Annotated in this window: 18 protein-coding genes; 12 read left to right on the forward strand and 6 right to left on the reverse strand. The window is 66.1% G+C overall.

Annotated features, from left to right (window positions below; all coding sequences use genetic code 11):
• The first annotated feature begins 64 nt into the window (after nucleotides 1-64).
• From J2X19_RS02070 to J2X19_RS02100, 7 genes are read left to right on the forward strand one after another with little or no spacing between them, the layout of a single operon-like run.
• Nucleotides 65-1,147 carry an ABC transporter ATP-binding protein gene (locus J2X19_RS02070; RefSeq protein ID WP_310370182.1) on the forward strand — a complete coding sequence of 361 codons (1,083 nt, stop codon included), beginning with the start codon at nucleotides 65-67 and terminating at the stop codon, nucleotides 1,145-1,147.
• The gene (locus J2X19_RS02075; protein WP_310370184.1) at nucleotides 1,144-1,992 is read left to right on the forward strand and encodes an ABC transporter permease; all 849 of its coding nucleotides are present in this window, start codon (nucleotides 1,144-1,146) and stop codon (nucleotides 1,990-1,992) included. The genes J2X19_RS02070 and J2X19_RS02075 overlap by 4 nt, the downstream gene beginning before the upstream one ends.
• Nucleotides 1,993-1,997: 5 nt before the next feature.
• Nucleotides 1,998-2,789, forward strand: a complete 792-nt coding sequence (locus J2X19_RS02080; RefSeq protein ID WP_092757996.1) for an ABC transporter permease — start codon at nucleotides 1,998-2,000, stop codon at nucleotides 2,787-2,789.
• Nucleotides 2,790-2,791: 2 nt separating this feature from the next.
• Entirely contained in the window at nucleotides 2,792-3,091 is a 300-nt protein-coding gene (locus J2X19_RS02085; RefSeq protein WP_310370187.1) for a (2Fe-2S)-binding protein, read from the forward strand.
• On the forward strand, nucleotides 3,088-4,479 hold the full coding sequence (locus J2X19_RS02090) for an FAD/NAD(P)-dependent oxidoreductase (RefSeq protein WP_310370189.1): 1,392 nt from the start codon (nucleotides 3,088-3,090) through the stop codon (nucleotides 4,477-4,479). Before J2X19_RS02085 ends, J2X19_RS02090 begins: the two co-directional genes overlap by 4 nt.
• Entirely contained in the window at nucleotides 4,476-5,606 is a 1,131-nt protein-coding gene (locus tag J2X19_RS02095; protein WP_310370191.1) for an NAD(P)/FAD-dependent oxidoreductase, read from the forward strand. The genes J2X19_RS02090 and J2X19_RS02095 overlap by 4 nt, the downstream gene beginning before the upstream one ends.
• Before the next feature lie 12 nt (nucleotides 5,607-5,618).
• Complete coding sequence (locus tag J2X19_RS02100; RefSeq protein ID WP_310370192.1) at nucleotides 5,619-6,686, forward strand: ABC transporter substrate-binding protein; 1,068 nt, start codon at nucleotides 5,619-5,621, stop codon at nucleotides 6,684-6,686.
• Nucleotides 6,687-6,744: 58 nt separating this feature from the next.
• Here the strand turns inward: J2X19_RS02100 and J2X19_RS02105 are convergent, their stop codons facing one another.
• The 3 genes from J2X19_RS02105 to amaB are packed head-to-tail and all read right to left on the reverse strand — an operon-like array spanning nucleotide 6,745 to nucleotide 11,195.
• Entirely contained in the window at nucleotides 6,745-8,424 is a 1,680-nt protein-coding gene (locus J2X19_RS02105; RefSeq protein ID WP_310370194.1) for a thiamine pyrophosphate-binding protein, read from the reverse strand.
• A 42-nt stretch (nucleotides 8,425-8,466) separates the two neighbouring features.
• Nucleotides 8,467-9,651, reverse strand: coding sequence for an NAD(P)/FAD-dependent oxidoreductase (locus tag J2X19_RS02110; RefSeq protein WP_310370196.1), 1,185 nt, complete (start codon nucleotides 9,649-9,651; stop codon nucleotides 8,467-8,469).
• 17 nt (nucleotides 9,652-9,668) lie between these two features.
• Nucleotides 9,669-11,195, reverse strand: a complete 1,527-nt coding sequence (amaB, locus tag J2X19_RS02115; RefSeq protein ID WP_310370198.1) for an L-piperidine-6-carboxylate dehydrogenase — start codon at nucleotides 11,193-11,195, stop codon at nucleotides 9,669-9,671.
• A gap of 201 nt (nucleotides 11,196-11,396) precedes the next feature.
• Between amaB and J2X19_RS02120 the strand changes: the two genes are divergently transcribed.
• The 3 genes from J2X19_RS02120 (at nucleotide 11,397) to J2X19_RS02130 (ending at nucleotide 14,603) form a co-directional block, all read left to right on the forward strand.
• Nucleotides 11,397-12,305, forward strand: a complete 909-nt coding sequence (locus tag J2X19_RS02120; RefSeq protein WP_116606028.1) for a LysR family transcriptional regulator — start codon at nucleotides 11,397-11,399, stop codon at nucleotides 12,303-12,305.
• Between the two features lie 77 nt (nucleotides 12,306-12,382).
• Entirely contained in the window at nucleotides 12,383-12,871 is a 489-nt protein-coding gene (locus J2X19_RS02125; protein ID WP_310370201.1) for a VOC family protein, read from the forward strand.
• Nucleotides 12,872-12,947: 76 nt separating this feature from the next.
• A complete protein-coding gene (locus J2X19_RS02130; protein WP_310370203.1) occupies nucleotides 12,948-14,603 on the forward strand; it encodes a GMC family oxidoreductase in 1,656 nt (551 codons plus the stop codon).
• 18 nt (nucleotides 14,604-14,621) lie between these two features.
• On the opposite strand, the gene J2X19_RS02135 is transcribed toward J2X19_RS02130, so the two are convergent.
• The gene (locus J2X19_RS02135) at nucleotides 14,622-15,248 is read right to left on the reverse strand and encodes a TetR/AcrR family transcriptional regulator (protein ID WP_310370204.1); all 627 of its coding nucleotides are present in this window, start codon (nucleotides 15,246-15,248) and stop codon (nucleotides 14,622-14,624) included.
• Between the two features lie 157 nt (nucleotides 15,249-15,405).
• Between J2X19_RS02135 and J2X19_RS02140 the strand changes: the two genes are divergently transcribed.
• Nucleotides 15,406-16,044, forward strand: coding sequence for a hypothetical protein (locus tag J2X19_RS02140; RefSeq protein ID WP_310370206.1), 639 nt, complete (start codon nucleotides 15,406-15,408; stop codon nucleotides 16,042-16,044).
• Between the two features lie 99 nt (nucleotides 16,045-16,143).
• Nucleotides 16,144-16,584, forward strand: coding sequence for a GNAT family N-acetyltransferase (locus J2X19_RS02145; protein ID WP_310370208.1), 441 nt, complete (start codon nucleotides 16,144-16,146; stop codon nucleotides 16,582-16,584).
• Nucleotides 16,585-16,593: 9 nt separating this feature from the next.
• Here the strand turns inward: J2X19_RS02145 and J2X19_RS02150 are convergent, their stop codons facing one another.
• Entirely contained in the window at nucleotides 16,594-17,487 is an 894-nt protein-coding gene (locus J2X19_RS02150) for a proline iminopeptidase-family hydrolase (protein ID WP_310370210.1), read from the reverse strand.
• Between the two features lie 78 nt (nucleotides 17,488-17,565).
• Nucleotides 17,566-18,318 (reverse strand): helix-turn-helix transcriptional regulator, encoded by a 753-nt coding sequence (locus tag J2X19_RS02155; protein ID WP_116606035.1) that lies wholly within the window; start codon nucleotides 18,316-18,318, stop codon nucleotides 17,566-17,568.
• Nucleotides 18,319-18,325 lie beyond the last annotated feature (7 nt).

The following is an 18,325-nucleotide window of genomic DNA, read 5'->3' on the forward strand; positions in this document are numbered from 1 at the left end:
CCTGGCATACAGCGGGGCTCCGCAAGGCCCCGGCTGCTTGTGAACCGAGAAGAAAGGCCCGCGTATGTCATTCCTCCAGCTCAGCAACGTGACCAAGTTTTACGGCAGCACCTGTGCGGTGTCGGCCATGAACCTCACGGTGGAAAAGGGCGAGTTCGTGTCGCTGCTCGGCCCCTCGGGTTGCGGCAAGACCACCACCTTGCAAATGGTCGCGGGCTTCGAGGCCGTGAGCAACGGGCGCATCGAGCTGGACGGGCGCGACATCACCCATGCCAAGGCCAATAGCCGCGGCCTGGGCATCGTGTTCCAGACCTACGCACTGTTCCCGCACATGACGGTGGCCGACAACGTGAGCTTCGGCCTGGAGATGCGCAAGATGCCCAAGGCTGAGCGCCTCGAACGCGTCAAGGAGGCGCTGGCCCTGGTGCACCTCGAAGCCCATGCCAGCCGCTACCCGCGCGAGTTGTCGGGCGGCCAGCGCCAGCGCGTGGCCCTGGCCCGTGCCCTGGTGATCGAGCCGCCGGTGCTGCTGCTGGACGAGCCTTTGTCGAATCTGGATGCCAAGCTGCGCGAGGAAATGCAGTTCGAACTGCGCAAGATCCAGCGCAAGGTGGGCACCACCACGGTGATGGTCACGCACGACCAGAGCGAGGCCATGTCCATCAGCGACCGCGTGGTGGTGATGGAGGGCGGCCGCGCCACCCAGATCGACCACCCGCACCGGGTCTACGAGCACCCCAGCACCCGTTTCATCTCCACCTTTGTCGGCAAGGCCAATCTGCTGACCGGGCGCATGGTGGCCGGTGGTGCGCAGCCCCGCGTGGACCTGGGGCCGATCACGGTGGATGTGGACGATGTGGGCTTCCGCCCCGGTGTGGCCGTGCTGCTCAGCGTGCGGCCAGAGAAGCTGCAATTGGTGGACGCCGGACGCGGCCGGCTGGACGGTACGGTACGCGAGCGCTTCTTCCTGGGCAGCCAGTGGCTGTATGCGCTGACCACGGCCGTGGGCGAGCTGATGGTGCTCAGCCCCAACGATGGCCGTCCGGCGCTGGATGAAGGCCATGCCGTCGGCATCGACTGGCCCATGCACTGCACCCGCTTATTGCCTGCCGACGAGGCCGCGCTGTCGGCCATGGAGGCCGCATGAGCAAGGCCACGCCCTGGTGGCTGTCCGGCCCCGCATTGGTTCTGTTCGTGGCGCTGCTGCTGGTGCCGTTGGGGCTGACGGCCGTGCTGTCTTTCAATGCCTATGACCCGGTCACCGGCGTCAAGGCTGGCGAGTTCACCTTGGCGCACTACGCCCATGTGTTCAGCGACGACTATTACTACGGCATCTTCTGGCGCACCTTCTGGATCTCCGGCCTGGTCACCCTGATCTGCGTGGCCGTGGGGGCGCCCGAGGCCTACATCCTGAGCCGCATGGGCAATCCCTGGCGCTCGGTACTGCTGCTGGTGGTGCTGGCGCCGCTGCTGGTGTCGGTGGTGGTGCGGGCCTTTGGCTGGAGCATGTTGCTGGGACCTGAGGGTCTGGTCAATGGCACGCTGAAGCTGTTGGGCCTGGGGCCGGTCAAGATGCTGTACACCGAAATCGCGGCGGTGGTGGCCCTGGTGCATGTGATGCTGCCCTTCATGGTGATCCCGGTCTGGACCTCGCTGCAGAAGCTGGACCCGGGCGTGGAAAACGCCGCGCTGTCGCTGCAGGCCACGCCCTTCACCACCTTGCGCCGCATCGTGCTGCCGCAGGTCATGCCCGGCATCTTGTCGGGCAGCCTGATCGTCTTCGGCCTGGCGGCCAGCTCGTTTGCCATCCCCGGCCTGCTGGGCGGGCGGCGGCTGAAGATGGTGGCCACCGTGGTCTACGACGAGTACCTGCACGAGCTGAACTGGCCGCTGGGTGCGGCCATCGCCCTGATCCTGCTGGTGGCGAACCTGGTGGTCATGCTGAGCTACAACCGCTTGGTTGAAGGCCGCTATAAAAAGTCACTCGGGTAAACACGATGCGTAAAAACGGCCCTCTCGCTCTGGCGTTCAATGCCCTGGTCATCCTCTTCATGCTGGCCCCTCTGTTGGTGGTCTGCGTGGTGGCGTTCACGCCCGAGAACACGCTCAGCCTGCCGACCACCGAGTTCTCGCTGCGTTGGTTCCGCGCAGTGTTTGCCCATCCGGATTTCATGCAGTCGTTCTGGAACAGCCTGTGGCTGGCCCTGGCATCGGCGACGCTGGCCACACTGTTGGCGGTGCCTGCGGGCATGGCGATTACCCGCTACAACTTTCCGGGGCGCGGCTTTCTGAACGGCCTGTTTCTGTCGCCGCTGATCATTCCGCACCTGGTGCTGGGCGTGGCCCTGCTGCGCCTGTTTGCGCTGGTCGGAGGGGGCGGCAGCTTTGGCTGGCTAGTGTTCGCCCACGCGTTGATCGTCACGCCCTATACCTTGCGCCTGGTGGTGGCCGCGCTGGTGGGCTTTGACCGCAGCGCCGAGCAGGCCGCGCTGTCGCTGGGTGCGAGCCAGGCCCAGGTGTTTGGCCGCATCACCTTGCCGATGATTTTGCCGGGCGTGACGGGGGGCTGGCTGCTGGCTTTTATCAACAGCTTCGATGAAGTGACCATGTCGATCTTCGTGACCTCGCCCAGCACCGTGACTCTGCCGGTGCGCATGTACATGTATGCCACCGAATCGATTGACCCGCTGATGGCGGCAGTCTCGGCCTTGATGGTGGCCGTCACGGCCTGCGCAATGATTGTGTTGGACCGGGTCTACGGCCTGGACCGTGTGTTGGTGGGACGCTGAACATGAGCGCATGGCAACCCCTGTTGCACCGCGTCGCGGAATCTGACCGTGCCGCTGTGCCCTTTACCTTGGATGGACAAGCCGCCAGCGCGCTGGAGGGCGATACGGTGTTGACTGCGGTGCTGACCCACTGTGGCCAGCTGCGCCGTAACGAATTCAGCTTTGAGCCGCGTGCCGGCTTTTGCATGATGGGCGCCTGCCAGGACTGCTGGGTCCAGGCGGCGAATGGCGAGCGCTTCCGGGCCTGCTCGACCTTCGTTACCGCGGGCATGGATTTGTGCACTGGTGGAGTATCGGCATGACGAAAAGCCAGTTACAGCCCGTGGTCGTCGGCGCCGGTCCGGCCGGTGTGCGGGCAGCCCAGACCCTGGTAGCGCATGGCGTGCGCCCGGTGGTGCTGGACGAAGCCCCGCGCGCCGGCGGCCAGATTTACCGCCGGCCACCCGCGCACTTCCAGCGCACGGCGCAGACCCTGTACGGCTTTGAAGCCGCACGTGCCCAGGCCGTGCACAGCGCGTTCGACAGTTTGCAAAGTCAGATCGACTACCGCCCCGACAGCCTGGTCTGGAACGCCCAGGGCGGCCTGCTGGATGTGCTGCACGGCCCTACCCAGACCACCCAAAGCCTGCCCTACCAGCAACTGGTCGTGGCCACCGGTGCGACCGACCGTGTGCTGCCGATTCCCGGCTGGACCCTGCCCGGCGTCTACGCCCTGGGCGGTGCCCAGGTGGCGCTCAAGTACCAGGGCTGTGCGATTGGCCAGCGCGTGGTCTTCATGGGCACCGGCCCCTTGCTGTACCTGGTGGCCTACCAGTATGCGAAGGCCGGCGTAGAGGTGGCGGCGGTGCTGGACACGGCCTGCTTCAGCGACCAGCTGGCCGCGCTGCCCGCCATGCTGACCCAGCCGGCGGTGCTGGCCAAGGGCTTGTATTTTGTGGCCTGGCTGCGCGCCCACGGCGTGGCATTGCACAGCGGCGTGCGCCCCCTGCGCGTGCTCGGCGATGGCCGGGTGCGGGCCGTGGTCTGGCATGACGGCCGGCAAGAGCACTCGCTGGACTGCGACGCCATCGGCTTCGGCTACGCCCTGCGGTCCGAGACCCAGCTGGTCGATCTGCTGGGCTGCCGTTTCGCCTTTGCGCCACAGCAGCGCGCCCATTTGCCCGAGCGCGATGCGGCGGGCCGCTCCAGCGTCGCCGGCGTGTACCTGGCGGGCGACGGCGCGGGCATCATGGGCGCGGAGGCGGCCGAATGGGCGGGCGAGCGCGCAGCGCTGGCCTTGCTCGCCGACCACGGCGTGGCCGTGGATACCGCCCGCGCCGGGTTGCTGGAGCACAAGCTCCAGCGTTTACAGACATTCCGTACCGGCCTGGAGCGGGCGTTTCCGTTCCCCGTCGGCTGGGCCGCCCAGGCGCCCGACGAGCTGGTGGTCTGCCGCTGCGAGCACATCACTGCCGGCGAATTGCGCCGTACCGTGCAAGCCACCGGTGCCGATGAAATGAACCGCCTTAAGGCCTTGTCGCGCGTCGGCATGGGCCGTTGCCAGGGCCGCAGCTGCGGCGTGGCCGCGGCCGAAATCCTGGCCCATGCCACGGGCAAGCCGGTGGAGCAGGTGGGCCGCCTGCGCGGCCAGGCACCGATCAAGCCGATTCCCATCCACCTGGTGCACGCCTCGGTGGAGGTGCAGGCATGACGGCCCAGCGCATCCAGGCCGATGTGGCCATCATGGGCGGCGGCATCGTCGGCGCGTCTGCGGCGCTGGCCTTGCGGCGCATGGGCTTGCAGGTGGCGCTGCTGGAGCGCGACCTGTGCGGCTCGCGCTCCAGCGGAGTCAACTACGGCGGCGTGCGGCGCCAGGGCCGGCCGGTCAGCCAGTTGCCGCTGGCCCAGCGCGCGCACCGCATCTGGGCCAACTTGCCGAATCTGATCGGCACCGACGGCGAATACCAGCGCAGCGGCCACTTCAAGATTGCGCGCAGCGAGGTCGACCTGGCTGCGCTGGAGAACTACCGCGCTCTGAGCCGCGACTTCGACCTGGGCATCGAGCTGCTGACCGGCCCGCGCCTGCGCGCCCACTGTCCGTGGCTGGGCGGCAAGGCCGTGGGCGGATCGCTGTGTGCCGAAGACGGCCAAGCCAATCCGCGCCTGGTGTCGCCGGCCTTTGCCCAGGCCGCCCGGCGTGCCGGTGCGCAGATTTTTGAACGCAGCTCGGTGGACGAGGTGTTGCACGATGGCCAGCACTTCATGCTGCGCTCGGGCCAGGCTTTGGAAGTCACCGCCCCGGTGCTATTGAACTGCGCGGGGGCCTGGGCCGGCAAGCTGGCGGCCCAGTTTGGCGAGCCCGTGCCCCTGCAGTCCGGCCATCCGGCGATGGCGGTGACCGAGCCCTTGCCTTTCTTCATGGACTGGAGCCTGGGCGTGGAGGGCGGCGGCATCTACTGCCGCCAGGTCGCGCGCGGCAACCTGGTGCTGGGCGGCGGTGCCGGTGTGGCGCTGGACGCCGACCGGGCCCGCTCCGAACGCGCAGCCATCGCCGCCTTGTCGGTGCAGGCCGTCGAGCTGTTGCCCGCGCTGCGCCATGCGCATTTCATCCGCACCTGGAGCGGTACCGAAGGCTATTTGCCGGATCGCCAACCGGTGCTGGGCCTGAGCCGGACCACGCCCGGATTGGTACACGGCTTCGGCTTTGCCGGCGCCGGTTTCCAGATCGGTCCGGCGGTGGGCGAGGTGCTGGCCGAACTGGCCCGCGATGGCCGCAGCAGCACGCCGATAGACGCTTTTTCCATTGACCGTTTTCTTCCTGCCCCCACCACCCATTGAAAGGATTTCACCATGTCCCATGCATTCCATTCACGCATTTTGCGCCGGGGGCTGATCGCCGCTGCGGTCGCCACCGCGCTGCTCGGCAGCGGCCTCGCCAGTGCCCAGACCAAGACGTTGTACATAGGCATGAACGGCGGCACTATGGAGAAGGCGTATACGCAGTACGTGTTCCCGGCGTTCGAGAAGCTGCACAACGTCAAGGTGGTGGTGGTGCCGGGCACTTCGTCCGACATCCTGGCCAAGGCCCAGGCCAACAAGGACAAGCCACAGATGCATGTGATGTTCCTAGACGACGGCATCATGGTGCGCGCCATCGGCATGGGCCTGTGCCAGAAGCAGCGGCCCAATCCCTCGCTGGCCGAGATCTACCCGGCCGCCCACTTCAAGGACGACATGGCCAGCGGCGTCAGCCTGGGCATGACCGGCCTGGCCTACAACGCCAAGATGTTCAAGGAAAAGGGCTGGGCCGCACCCACCTCGTGGATGGACCTGGCCGACCCCAAGTTCAAGGGAAAGGTGGTATTCCAGTCGGTATCTTCTTCGTCTTTCGGTCTGCACGGCTTCTTGATGTTCAACCGCATCCAGGGCGGCAACGACAAGAACGTCGAACCCGGCTTCAAGGCCTGGCCAACCATGATCGGCCCGAACGTGCTGGAGTACATCCCCAGTTCGGCCAAGCTGTCGGAAATGGTGCAGACCGGCGAGGCGGCGATCTTCCCGCTGACCCCCACTGCCGTAGCTGCGCTGAAGGTCAAGGGTATTCCGGTGGAATACGCCCAGCCCAAGGAAGGCTCGGTGGTGCTGATGGTCGGCCAGTGCGTGATCGCCAACAACAGCGAACCCGAGCTGTCGCAGAAGCTGGCCGAGTTCCTGCTGAGCCCTCTGGCACAGGCGAATGTGCTGCAGTTCGGCGCGCAGATCCCGACCAACCCCAAGGCACCTGCCGTGGGCGAGGGTGCGACCCAGGTGGCCGATATCACCAAGTGGATGAAGAACGCCGTGACCCTGGACTGGGACAGTGTCAACGCCAACCGCCCGGCCTGGAATGCGCGCTGGAACAAGACGATTGAACGTTAAGCGCCGCAGCCTGATGCAAAAAGGCCACCTCAACAGGTGGCTTTTTTTTATGTGTGCATCATCGGGCGGCGATGGCCGCGGTACGTATGCTTTGCAGCGTGCTGCTCGGCGTGATGGCCTCCGGGTCCAGCAGGCAGTGCAGTATCGCCGGCTTGCCGCTGGCCCGGGCGCGGGCCAGGGCCGGGCCGAACTCTTCGGTGGTGCTGACCTTTTCGCCATGGCCGCCAAATACCTGGGCATAGGCGCAGAAGTCGGGGTTCTTCAGCAGGGTGGCGCTGACGCGGCCCGGGTAGTGGCGCTCCTGGTGCATGCGGATGGTCCCAAACATGGCGTTGTCCAGCAGCACCACCAGGATGGGCAGGCCGTATTGGACGGCGGTGGCGAACTCCTGGCCGTGCATCATGAAATCGCCGTCGCCGGCAAACACCACCACCTCGCGTTGCGGCCACAGGCGCTTGGCGCCTACGCCGGCCGGCAGACCGTAGCCCATGGAGCCGCTGGTGGGTGCCAGCTGGCTCGCATAGGTGGTGAACGGCCAGAAGCGGTGCACCCAGGTGGCGAAGTTGCCTGCGCCGTTGCAGAAGATGGTGTCGGCCGGCAGCACGGCGCGCAGGTGCTGCATGACCTCGCCCATTTGCAGTGGGCCGGGGATGCGGATGGGCGCGGGGTCGCTCCAGCGCAGGTAGTCCGCATGGGCGATTTCGGTTTCGGCCAGCCAGGCTGGTGGCGATGCGGGACGCAGCCCGCCGACAGCCTCGGCAAAGGCCTGCGGCGTGGCGTGGATGGATTGGGTGGCGCGGTACAGCTTGCCCAGCTCATCGGCGTCGGCATGCACATGCACCAGGGCTTGCTGCGGCGTGGGAATGCCCAGCAGTTCGTAGCCTTGCGACGGCACTTCGGACAAGCGGCCGCCGACCAGCAGCACCAGATCCGACTGGCGTATGCGCTCCAGCAGGCGCGGGTTTGCGCCCAGGCCCAGGTCGCCGGCGTAGCAGCGGTGGCTGTGGTCAAACAGCATCTGGCGGCGGAACGAACAGAATACCGGCAGCGAGAATGCTTCAGCGAAGGTTGTGAACTGCTGCACGGCAGCGTCATTCCAGCGGCTGCCACCCAGGATGGCGACCGGGCGCTGTGCCACTGCCAGCCGCTGCTGCAGCTCTACCAGTTGGCTGGGGCCAGGGTAGGTTTCGGTGACCGCATAGGGCAGGGCGTCGGCCACCGTCGCCGCTTCGGTCAGCATGTCTTCGGGCAGCGCGATCACCACCGGGCCAGGCCGGCCCGAGGTGGCGACGTGGAAGGCGCGCGACACCAGCTCGGGCAGGCGCTTGGGGTCGTCGATCTGCACCACCCACTTGGCCATGCTGCCAAACACCGCGCCGTAGTCGAGCTCTTGAAAAGCCTCGCGCCCCAGTGCTTCACGTGCCACCTGGCCGACGAACAGCAGCATCGGCGTCGAGTCCTGGTGCGCGATGTGCACGCCGGCTGCGGCATTGGTCGCGCCCGGGCCGCGCGTCACAAAGCAGATGCCGGGCTTGCCCGTGAGCTTGCCCTGGGCCTCGGCCATCATGGCCGCGCCGCCTTCCTGGCGACACACGGACACCGCGATCGACGCGTCGTGCAACGCATCCAGCACGGCCAGAAAGCTTTCGCCGGGCACGCAGAACAGCTGCTGTACGCCGTGGACCAGCAGTTGGTCAACAAGGATTTGGCCGCCGGTGCGGCTGTGGGGTGTGGTCATGGCAGTACAGGGCAAGAGGGTAGGTAAGAGGTGCAGCAGCGCTTAGATTACGTTCTTTTCCAGCAGCGGGCGCTGGTCGACGATGCGCTGGATGGAAATGGGTGACAGGTCCAGGCTCTTGTAGCGGCCGGTGAGCATCAGCTCGGCCATGCCCCGGCCCACGGCCGGGCACTGCTGCAGGCCGTGGCCGGAAAAGCCGTTGGCGAACACCAGGTTGTCGCAGCGGGGGTGCAGGCCGACGATGGCGTTGTGGTCGAAGGTGTTCATCTCGTAGTAGCCGGCCCAGGCGCTTTGCAGGCGCAGCGCTTCAAAGCCCGGTATGCGTTCGGCCAGCGTGGGCCACACGTGGTCTTCAAAGGCGTGGTACTCGGGCTCCAGCGGCGCGAAGTCGGCGTCCTGGTCGGCGGGCGGCGCAAAGCCGGCGATGAAGCCCTTGCCTTCGGGGCGCAACCAGATGCCGCTGGTGTCAATCAGCAGCGGGCAGTGCGGCAATGGGGCCGGGCTGGACAGGTTGAACACCGTGCGGCGCTTGCCCACCACGGGCAGCGCAATGCCCGCCCAGCCGGCAATGGCCGCTGCCCAGGGGCCACCCGCATTCACGGCAAAGCGGCAGGGCAGCGTACCGCCACTTTTCAGCCGCACGGCAGACACATGCTGCACGCCGTCGCTGCGGGCCATATCCAGCCCAACGGCCTCGTCGGCGATGTAGCGCACGCCCTGGCTTTGCGCCTTTTTGCGCAGCGCGGTGAGCAGCAGGTAGCCGTCAAACCAGCCCTCGCCCGACAGGCCCAGCGAGCCGAGCACGACGTCGTGCAGCGCCAGCCACGGAAAGCGATCTTGCAGCTGTGCGGTGCTGAGCAACGCGATGTCGGCGCCATGCTGCATTTGCAGTGCGTGGTTTTCGCGCAGCGTGGCCTCGCCCGCGGCGCTGGCCAGGTACAGGTAGCCGCCTTCGTGCAGGCCGATGTCCGGCGTGTCGCCATGGCAGGCCAGCAGTGTGCCCACCTGGCGCAAAAAGTCGATGCCGTAGGCCGAGATGCGGATGTTGATGTCGGTGGAGAACTGCTGGCGTATGGAGCTGGCCGACAGCGCCGACGACGCTTGCGCATACGTCGGGTCGCGTTCCAACACCACCACCGGGCAGCCCGGTTGCTGCAGCGTGAGGAAGTACGCGATGGCGCTGCCGATCACGCCGCCGCCGATGACCACGATGGGCTTGGGAGCCATGCTGGTTGAACTGCGCGCTAAATGTCGAACTTCACGCCCTGCGCCAGCGGCAGTGCCGTCGAGTAGTTGATGGTGTTGGTGGCGCGGCGCATATAGGCCTTCCAGCTGTCCGAGCCCGATTCGCGGCCGCCGCCGGTTTCCTTCTCGCCGCCAAAGGCGCCGCCGATTTCAGCACCACTCGGGCCGATGTTGACGTTGGCAATGCCGCAGTCCGAGCCATTGCTGGCCATGAAGCGCTCGGCCTCGCGCATATTCAGCGTGAAGATGGACGAGGACAGGCCGGCGCCCACGGCGTTGTGCCAGTCGATCGCCTGGTCCAGCGACTGGTAGCGTACGACGTACAGGATGGGCGCAAAGGTTTCGCGCAGCACCGGGCCGGCGTGGTCCTGCAACTCGACCAGGGCCGGGCGCACGTAGTAGGCCGCGCCGCCGGCAATGTCTTCCACCCGCGCACCTCCGTGCACTGTGGCGCCCTGGGCGCGGCTTTCTGCCAGGGCTTTTTGCATGCCGTCAAAAGCGGCGCGGTCGATCAGCGGGCCGACCAGGGTGCCTGCCGTGCGCGGGTCGCCCACCTGTACCTTGGCGTAGACCTTGGCCAGCTGCGGCACCAGGGTGTCGTAGACGCTGTCGTGCACGAACAAGCGGCGCAGTGTGGTGCAGCGCTGGCCGGCCGTGCCCATGGCGGCAAAGGCGATGCCGCGCAGCGCCAGGTCCAGGTCGGCCGACGGGGTGACGATGGCGGCGTTGTTGCCACCCAGCTCCAGGATCGCGCGCGCAAAGCGGCCGGCCAGGCGCGGCGCCACGGCCTTGCCCATGGCGGTGGAGCCGGTGGCCGACAGCACTTTGACATGCTCGTCGTCGACCAGCACTTCGCCGATGTCGCGCTGGCCGACCAGCAGCTCCAGCAGGCCTGCGGGCGCATCGCCGAAGCGGGCCAGTGCGCGTTGGGCAATCGCCACGGTGGCGAGGGCGGTGAGCGGGGTTTTCTCCGACGGCTTCCACACCACGGCATTGCCGCAGACCAGGGCCAGTGCGGCGTTCCAGCACCACACGGCGACCGGGAAGTTGAAGGCCGAGATCACGCCCACCACGCCCATGGGATGCCAGGTTTCCATCATGCGGTGCTCGGCGCGCTCGGTGGCAATCGTCAGGCCGTAGAGCTGGCGCGACAGGCCGACGGCGAAGTCGCAGATGTCGATCATCTCCTGCACTTCGCCCGCGCCTTCGCTGGGCACCTTGCCGACTTCCAGCGTCACCAGCAGGCCCAGGTCGGCCTTGGCGGCGCGCAGCTCTTCGCCCAGCAGGCGCACCAACTCGCCGCGGCGCGGCGCGGGCACGTTGCGCCAGGCCTGGTAGGCGGTGTGGGCACGGGCGATGGCGGCCGTAACTTCGGCGGGTGAGGTCTGCGACAGGTTGGCAATCGTTTCGCCCGAGATCGGCGAGCGCACGGCCAGGGTGCCACCGGTATAGGCGGCGCGCGGCACACCCAGGCGTTGCAGCAGCTGGTCGACTTCAGAAGGGAGGGAGGTAATGGCTTCGGACATGGTGCGATGGACGGGTATGGAAAAGTGGCCCCAATATCCTCCAATACCGCCCGCTTGCATAGCGACAAATTCGAAGGACTTGATGCGAAAATGGAATTAAGTGCTTGCAAAGATGCTAGCTGCTTGCGCAGGAGAAATCTGCGCAAGAGCCTGAAATTAATTGAAAGCATCAGCCGTGCTTCATTCCCCAGAGGCATAACCATGTTTCGTAAAACCTTTCTGCCGCCGGTGGCGGATTTGCTGGCCTTCGAGGCCGCCGCCCGCCACACCAGCATCTCGCGCGCCGCCGAAGAGCTGCACCTGACGCAGAGCGCGGTGTCGCGCCAGATCCGCCAGCTGGAGCTGCAGCTGGGCATGGCCTTGTTCCACCGGGTGCGCCAGCGCGTGGTGCTCACCGACGCGGGCCGGGTCTACGCGGCCGACGTGCGCGCCGTGCTGCAGCAGTTGGCTGGCGCCACGCAGAAGGCCATGGCCTATTCCGACGGCGGTGGCCTGCTGAACCTGGCTGTGCTGCCCACCTTCGGCACCCGCTGGCTGATCCCCCGGCTGGGCGACTTTGCGGCGCACCACCCGGATGTCACCGTCAACATCGCCGCCCGCAGCGAGCCCTTTGATTTTGCCCAGGAGCCGCTGGACGCCGCCATCCATTTCGGGGCACCGCTGTGGGCCGGCGCGGTGTGTGAATACCTGATGCACGAGCAGGTCGTGCCCGTCTGCAGCCCCGCCTACCAGCGCCAGCACGGCGTGAACCAGGTGCAGGATTTGTCCACCGTGGTCTTGCTGCAGCAAACCACCCGCCCGACCCAATGGGCCGACTGGTTCGATCAGGTAGGCGCCGACGGCGTGCACGCCCTGCGCGGCCCGCGCTACGAGCAGTTCGCCATGATTGCCCAGGCGGCGGTATCGGGCCTGGGGGCTGCGCTGCTGCCGCGCTTTCTGGTCGAGGCCGAGATCGCATCGGGCGCGCTGGTACAGCTGTTTGCGCAGGCGCTGGACAGCAGCGACGCCTACTACCTGGTCTACCCCGAGTCGCGGGCCGAGGCGCCACTGGTACGGGCGTTTCGGGACTGGATCCAGGGGGCCGCCAAGCCTACATCGGCCTTGCCCTGAGCGGCTCGGCCGTGCCACGGTTGCTATCCACCGTCGGTATCGGCTTAAATGGGAGTCTTACATCCAGGAGCAACACCATGGTCCCTAAAAACACCTTGTGCCTGTGGTACGACGGCACCGCCGCCGATGCCGCCCAGTTCTATGCTGAAACCTTTCCCGATAGCGCGGTGGGCAAGGTTTTTCGTGCGCCGGGCGACTACCCCGACGGCAAGCAAGGCGATGTGCTCACGGTCGAGTTCACCGTGGTCGGCATCCCCTGCATCGGGCTCAACGGCGGCCCGCAGTTCAAGCACAGCGAGGCGTTCTCGTTCCAGATCTCTACCGAAGACCAGGCGGAGACCGACCGCCTGTGGAACGCCATCGTCAGCAACGGCGGCCAGGAAAGCGAGTGCGGCTGGTGCAAGGACCGGTGGGGCCTGTCGTGGCAGATCACCCCGCGTGTTCTCATAGAGGGAATATCCGATCCCGATCCTGCAGTGGCCAAGCGCGTGTTTGACGCGATGATGACGATGCGGAAGATCGACATCGCAGCCATAGAGGCGGCGCGGGCTGGCTGCCCAGGCTGAGTCGAACGGTTTTCGCCAGGCGCGAGCCTCTTGCGGGGACGGGCGTTGGGGTTCAATTTGGAGGCAGGTCGAGCACATGGGCGATACGGTTTTCGATTACGTAGTCATAGGCGCCGGCACAGCTGGCTGTCTGCTGGCCAACCGGCTCAGTGCGGACGCGAGCCGCAGCGTATTGCTGCTGGAAGCCGGTGGGCCGGACAACTATCCGTGGATCCACATCCCCGTGGGCTATCTGTACTGCATCGACAACCCGCGCACCGACTGGCGCTACCGCACCGACCCGGCGCCGGGGCTGAACGGCCGCGCGCTGCTGTACCCGCGCGGCAAGACGCTGGGCGGCTGCTCCAGCATCAACGGCATGATCTACATGCGCGGCCAGGCCCGCGATTACGCGCATTGGGCCAGCGTGACCGGCGACGATGTCTGGAACTGGGACAGCTGCCTGAGCGACTTCCGCGCCCATGAGGACCACTACCGGCTGGATGCTGTGCAGCAGGGAGACAACGAGGCTTTTGCCGCACTGCATGGCAGCGGCGGCGAATGGCGCGTGGAGAAGCAGCGCCTGCGTTGGGATGTGCTCGATGCTTTCGCGCTGGCCGCGCAGCAGGCGGGTATTCCGGCGGTGGCGGACTTCAATGGCGGCGACAACCATGGGGTCAGCTACTTTGAGGTGAACCAGCGCAAGGGCTGGCGCTGGAACGCGTCCAAAGCCTTTTTGCGCCCCATACGCAAGCAGCGCCAGAACCTGACGGTGTGGACCGGCGCCCAGGTGTGCCGCCTGCTGTTCAGCACCGGCGCAGATGGCGCGCCCGTATGCAACGGAGTCGAGCTGGTGCAGCATGGCGTGCGCCGTACTGTGGGCGTGCGCCGCGAGGCGGTGTTGAGCGCCGGCGCCGTGGGATCGCCGCAGCTACTGCAGCTGTCCGGCCTGGGCGACGCTGGCCTGCTACAGGCGCAGGGCGTGCCGGTGCTGGCCCACCTGCCGGGCGTGGGCGGCAACCTGCAAGACCATTTGCAGATCCGCTCGGTGTACCAGGTGCAGGGCGTGCGCACCCTGAACACCTTGGCGTCGTCGCTGTGGGGCAAGGCGCAGATTGCGCTGGAGTACGCCTTGCACCGCAGCGGCCCCATGAGCATGGCGCCGTCGCAGTTGGGCATCTTCACCCGCAGCGATGCGTCGCGCGCCCATGCCAATCTGCAGTACCACGTGCAGCCGCTGAGCCTGGAGGCGTTTGGCCAGCCCTTGCACGCCTTTCCGGCGATCACCGCCAGCGTCTGCAACCTGAACCCCAGCAGCCGCGGCAGCGTGCAGATCCGGAGCCCGCGCTTCGAGGACGCACCGCGCATCGCGCCCAATTACCTGGCTACTATTGAGGACCGGCAGATCGCCGCCGACTCGCTGCGCCTCACCCGCCGCATCGCTGCCCAGCCCGCGATGGCCCGCTACCAGCCCGAGGAATTCAAGCCCGGCGTGCAGTACCAGACCGACGAACAACTGGCCCGGCTGGCCGGCGACATCGGCACCACCATCTTCCACCCCGTAGGCACCGCCCAGATGGGCCGCGCCAGCGACCCCTATGCCGTTGTCGACAGCCACCTGCGGGTGCACGGCGTGCGTGGCCTGCGCGTGGTCGACGCCAGCGTGATGCCCAGCATCACCAGCGGCAATACCAATAGCCCCACGCTGATGATTGCGGAGAAGGCGGCGCGCTGGATCGTGGCGGGGGTGTAGGCCTCCGGGTTGGGCGGTTCAGCCTTTTTGCGTCGCTGGCCTTAGTAAGCCTACAAACACCCCCAGCAGCTCCCGCGCGCTCTGCCAGCCGGTCGCCGGGTCCAAGCCCCATTGCGCGAAATGGCCGTCGGTCTGCATGCGCGCCAGGCCGTAGACGGTGGCGCGGGCCAGCACGGCCAGGGTTTGCGGGTCGCAGCGCTGGGCGGCGCCTTGCTGCTGGGCCAGTTCCAGGGCCTGCAGCGTCAGGTCGCGCAGTTCCTGGTTGCGCTGCGCCATGCCGCTGGCTGCGGCGTAGTCGATCTGGTCGCGCGCCGACACCACGCGGAAGTGCATGGGGTGCTGCTCAGCCCAGTCCAGATAGGCTTCGCCCAGCGCCTGCAGCTGCTCCAGGCCCTGCTGCCGGTGGGCGGCCGCGCCGGTGACCATACCGATGCGCAAGCGCTCGGTGGCTTCTTCGGCCACCGCGGTCAACAAGGCCTTGCGCGAGGCGAAATGCCGGTACGGCGCGCTGGGCGCCACGCCGACACGGCGGGCCAGTTCGCGCAGGCTGAGGTGCTCGGCCCCCACCTCTTCGGCCAGCTGCACGGCCGCATTCAGCAGGGTCTGTCGCAGGTTGCCGTGGTGGTAGGCGCGGGGCGTGGGCATGGTGGCTTCCAATGTGTGAGCGTTTTTCATCATATGGCCAGAAGCCAGTATTCACTAGCACTGCAATGTGAGCAGCTTGTAACGCGGTTCGACTGCACGCGGCAAAGCCCTTAGTCTGCGGCCCAGCTCGGCACTGTGCCGGGCACAAAGGACTGTGATGACCCAACCTCTTTCCCCGCTGGTGGGACTTTCTGCTAGCGCATACCGAACCCAAGGGCCGCGCTGGGGCCTGCTGGCCGGCCTGTCGTTGGCGCTGCTGGCCATGGCGGCGCTGATTCTGGTTTTGATGCCCGATGCGTCCGGCATGCGCCAGTTGATCCGTGCCACGGCGCGCAGCTCGCTGCTGTTGTTCGTCTTGGCGTTTACCGCGTCGGCCCAGGCGCGGCTGTGGCCGGGCGCCTGGTCGCAGTGGCTGTGTAGCCAGCGCCGGCAGCTGGGGCTGGCGATGGCGGTGTCGCATGCCATCCATGCGTGCGCGATTGCTGGTTTTGCGCTGCTCGACCCGCTGGCCTTCCAGATCCATCTGGTGCAGAGCAACCCGGTGCCGGGGACTATCGGCTACGCCTTCATCGTGGCGATGGCCGCCACCTCGTTCGACCGCAGCGCCGCCTGGCTGGGGCCGCGCGCCTGGCGCTGGCTGCATCTGGGCGGCATGTATTTTTTATGGGTGAGTTTCATGGTGACTTTCGGCAAACGGCTGCCGCAGTCGGGGGCTTATGCAGTGCCTGTGCTGATTTTGCTGGCGGCGCTGGGCTTGCGCCTGTGGCCGTGGCTGCTGCGCCGGCGTGCGGTGTGAATGTAGGCAGTGCGTGGCTCCATCTTTCATGCCAACTCTGGATCTACCCATGGTGCCAGCTTGGGCGTAGGCTTGGCCTATCTAATCTGGAGTACCCGCATGAACATCCGAATGGCCGAGCCGGCCGATTACGCGCAATGGCTGCCCCTGTGGAAGGGCTACCAGGTTTTCTACAAGGCGGAGATTGCCGATGCAGTGACCGAACTGACATGGGCGCGCTTTCTGGACGCCAGCCAGCCCATGCATTGCGCAGTAGCCGAGATCGACGGCGTGCTGGTCGGCATGGTGCACTACATCTTTCACCGCAGCTGCTGGACAGCGGGCGACTACGTGTATCTGCAAGACCTGTTTACCCAGCCCGGCCTGCGCGGCAAGGGCGTGGGGCGTGCGTTGATCGAGCATGTGTATGCGAGCGCCGAGCATGACCATGCATCCCGCGTCTGGTGGCTGACCCATGAGAGCAATCAGCAGGCCATGCAGCTGTACGACCGGATCGCCGACAAGAGCGGCTTTGTGCAGTACCGCAAGCTGCTGGGCTGAGCCGTAGTCTTAACAGTGGCGCGCCAGGAAGTTGGTCACAGTCTTCATGCATGCCGTTCGCTCCTCTACATGCGGCATATGGCTGGAGGATTCGAAGATGACCCATTCATTCTCCGGAATATGGTCGGCGAAGGGTTGCACGACTTCGGGGGCCGCCTCGTCGTAGCGGCCAGAAATGAGCAGGGTCGGCACGGCAATTGCGTGTAGCCGGTCAATGATGTTCCAGTCCTTCATGGAGCCGATGACATGGAACTCCGTGGGGCCGTTCATGGCGTGGTAGACCGTGGGGTCGGCATCCATGGCGTCAAAGGTACGCTGGACTTCTGCGGGCCAGGGAACCAGGCGGCATACGTGGCGCTGGTAAAACACCTGGCTGGCCGCGCGGTAGGCTTCGCTGGTCAAAGTGCCTGCGGCTTCGTGTTCCAGCAAACTATTCTGTACGTCGGGTGGCAATGCTGCGCGCAGGCGGGCCGCAGCCTGCAGCCACAGGGCCATGGACGCAGGAGAATTGGCAATCACGGCGGCCTTCAGGCCGGTGGGGCGCAGCACCGCATGCTCTGCGGCCAGCATGCCACCCCAGGACTGGCCGAGGAGTGCGTAGTTGTCGGCAATGCCCAGGTGTTGCAGTAGGTTGTTGAGCTCGTCCAGAAACAAGGACACTTGCCAAAAATCGGCCGGCTTGCGCGGCAGGTGGGTGGAGCGCCCATTGCCCAGTTGGTCGTAGTGGATGACTGCGCGGCCGGTCTCGGCGATATCCCGAAAAGCGTCCACATAGTCGTGGGTGCAACCCGGGCCGCCGTGGGCTACGACCAAAGGTGTCAGGCCACTGCGCAGATCGCCGCAGATGCGGTACCAGGTCTGGTAGTTTTGAAACGCGGCATAGCCTTCACTGATGGAGTACATGTTTTTTCCTGTGCGTATGGATAGCAGCAAGATAAAACAGCGCAGACCATGGGGCTAGCTAGCAAATTTGATAGATTTTCAGTGTTCGAGCAGGCGGTAGTGCATGGCCCGCACCACGGCCTGTACCCGGTTGCTGGCACCCAGCTTGCGGGTGGCGGTATTCAGGTGCAGGCTCACGGTCGCCACGGAGCGGCATAGCTTGCGGGCGATTTCTTTGGCGGTTAAGCCTTCTGCCGACCAGGCAAGGCATTCACGCTCCCGCTTGCTCAGGCGCACATGCTGGCAGGTCAGCATCTCGCTGTCGAACAAGGGGAAGACCGACTCCTGGAAGGAGTGCGCAATAAAGCTCAGCTCGGCCAGAGTCTCGGCCAGGGCACTCTCCTGTTGCGTGCCAATCGTGATGCCGGTGATGGTGCCAAAGCCTCCACCGGGCAAATGCAGGGGCACCGTGGCTCCGCAGGGCATCTGGTTGTCGCGCATGTAGTCGAGCACGGGCTGGTGCCGCTCGGTGAGCACCACGCGCAACGCGGATTCCTCCGGTCGCTGGTACGACCAGACGAAGGGGGCGCAGGTTTTGAGTGCATAGGTCTGCACCGGGTCGGCCTGGTAATACCCGTGCTCGCTCCACAGAGACAGCATGTCGGTAGGCACATTGTTCATGTGCAGCAAGGAGGGGGTGATCAAGTCGCCCTCCATCGAGAACGGCACAGGAGTGAAGTCGTAAATCATCGCGTCATACCCCAGCCGGGACGTCTGCTGGTACAGCTCAGCGAATGACTGGCGCAGCGTATGGGCCTGTGTGGCGGGGCTATGGGTGATTCTGATACTCATGGCGATC

The sequence above is a fragment of the Rhodoferax ferrireducens genome (genome assembly GCF_031458075.1).
Lineage (GTDB): Bacteria > Pseudomonadota > Gammaproteobacteria > Burkholderiales > Burkholderiaceae_C > Rhodoferax_B > Rhodoferax_B ferrireducens_A.